Below are 2,255 nucleotides of genomic sequence, written 5' to 3' on the forward strand. Positions count from 1 at the left end.
ACATAGGCAAAGGTGCGCTATATGGCGCAATAAGCGGGGCGGTCGGTGGCGCTGTTGGAGCGGCGGGAATTGGCAATGATATTCTAAGAATAACGGCGCAGGTTGCAGCAGCAGGTGTGACGAGCGGGGTGATTGCTGAGCTTACAGGCGGCAGGTTCTCACAGGGCGCAATTCCTGCTATGATAACAGCGTTGTTATATGGAATTGGAGATGCAATAGAGAGGAGTAATGCGGGGAAGGGGATTACATTGGGTGAAAATCTGCGGAAGAAAAGCAGCTATTCATTGAAACTTAATATAAGTGAAGAAGCGCAAATGAACTATATGGAATGGGCGGAGAAGAATTCGGTGCAATTGGTGGAAAATGCGAGTGATGCGGGGGTGAAAATTCCTGCTGTCAAAATGAATGTAGGCCAAATTGTCACTGGTGTCGGTCTTATGCTTGGTGGTGGTTTGACAACAGCATCTGGATTCTATCTTTCTGTTTTTGGGTTAGCTGAGATGACAGTACCGTGGACAGGTGGACCAATAACCGGAGCCATAGGAACCGGTAGTGGGCTACATACGTTAGCAGTAGGTGGCGGTATGATGGTAACTGGTGGTTATACATCATTGAAAGGGTATGAGATATTTAAAATGGGGATAAAAGGAAGATGAAAAGAATTTTTTTTGATATTTTATCTATAAGTTCTCTTCTCGGATTCGCATCCTTACTCTTTTTAACAAAAGGGGAAATTCTATTTAATATTGGAGGTAGTTTTGGTTTTGTAATTCTAATAGGCATTGCTTATTATATTAGTTCAATAAAAAAGCAATCTATTATACCCTTACGAATTATTTCGTTAATCTGTTGGTGTTTAATTGCTTTAAATTATGTCGCTTATAAGGAATTAACCGATGGATTATCAATTGAGATAATCATTAGCTCGGTGATTTTATTGCTTGTATTAAATTTTCTTCTTTGTTTCTTAATTTTTCAATTAGTTAAAAAACCAGACATTTATTCTCGTACAGCCATTGAATTATGGAAACACGGCGCAGGCCTTTTATATTTTCGACTATTAAGTCCAATAGCAATATATGTTACCGGGACATTCATTGTTTTTTGGGTACATAAAAATGATAAACTAATTGCTGAGCATATAGCAAGATTTTTGCCCTCTGTCTTGTTATTAATGATTATCTTTTATCTTTTTGCAATAGCGAAACTAAAAAAAGATGAAGGAAAGTCTTTTCGTTATTTCTTTACAGGAGAGCAAAATATCGAGGAGATAAAAGTAATCTGGAAACAGTTTTTTCCTATTGTTTTGGGCATTGTTGTCTTGGCCAATTTTATCGAATTTATACGAAGGATGTGGCTGTTTAATCTGTTAACATGGGTTTTATTCCTTTATGTTTTAATATATATATACCGATTTTCAGAGAATCTATTCAAAAAGTCAGCAGAAGATGTAAATCAAACAGAAGTTAATTTAGATTTACTTCCTTTTTTATCAAATCCAAATTTCTTCAGAAAGACAATTATTTTTCATGCAATATTTGGCACACTATATTTAATCTCTCTCGGATTATTTTTTATAATTTTAGGAGCAAAAAAATAATGGGGACGAAGGTGACGGGACGTTGATGAATTAGTTAACTTATTCCGGGGAGAGACAAAGATTTGACAATTTCAGTTTGATAATAACGGCAACATGACCTCAGGCCCTGACCTTACAGACCTCTCAAACATAGCCTCAAGGCAGATAAGCTACAATACAGACAACATGCCTGTACAGGTCATACACAGCAGATATGGGACAACAAACATTATCTATGATGGAGAAAACATAAGGGCAAAGAAAGTAAGCCCTTCAGGGACGACCTATTACATAGGAGAGCATTTCGAGGTGACAAACGGAGAGCAGATAAAATATGTCTTTGCAGGGAATCTGAGGATTGCAAAAGTCTCACCTTCTTATACATACTACTTCCATAAAGACCATCTTGGCAGCTCATCGGCAATGACAGATTATCTCGGAAACATCGTTGAGCAAACAAACTACATGCCTTTTGGAGAGATGAGAGAGCATACAGGAACAAACATCTCCAATTACAAGTTCACAGACCAGGAATTAGACCCTGAAACAGGGCTTTATTACTATGGAGCAAGGTATTATGATGCTGTAACAGGAAGATTCATCTCGCCTGATTCAATAGTCCAGGACCCCTTTGACCCTCAGACATTGAACAGATATACGTATTGCAGAAATAATC

General features: G+C 37.8%; 3 protein-coding genes. All 3 read left to right on the plus strand.

The genetic code is table 11. From position 1 onward, the window contains the following. On the plus strand, positions 1-656 hold a 656-nt coding region (locus tag AB1414_19505; GenBank protein MEW6609600.1), incomplete at its 5' end, for a hypothetical protein. Then, entirely contained in the window at positions 653-1,600 is a 948-nt protein-coding gene (locus AB1414_19510; GenBank protein ID MEW6609601.1) for a hypothetical protein, read from the plus strand. The genes AB1414_19505 and AB1414_19510, both read left to right, overlap by 4 nt. A gap of 93 nt (positions 1,601-1,693) precedes the next feature. Further along, positions 1,694-2,255: RHS repeat-associated core domain-containing protein (locus AB1414_19515; GenBank protein MEW6609602.1), on the plus strand; the 562-nt coding region annotated here is incomplete at its 3' end.

It is taken from the genome of bacterium, assembly GCA_040755795.1.
Classification (GTDB): Bacteria; UBA9089; CG2-30-40-21; order CG2-30-40-21; family SBAY01; genus JBFLXS01.

Excerpts from the sequence above, each read along its gene's own strand:
- AB1414_19510 (MEW6609601.1), top strand. The coding sequence starts at position 653 with ATGAAAAGAATTTTTTTTGATATTTTATCTATAAGTTCTCTTCTCGGA.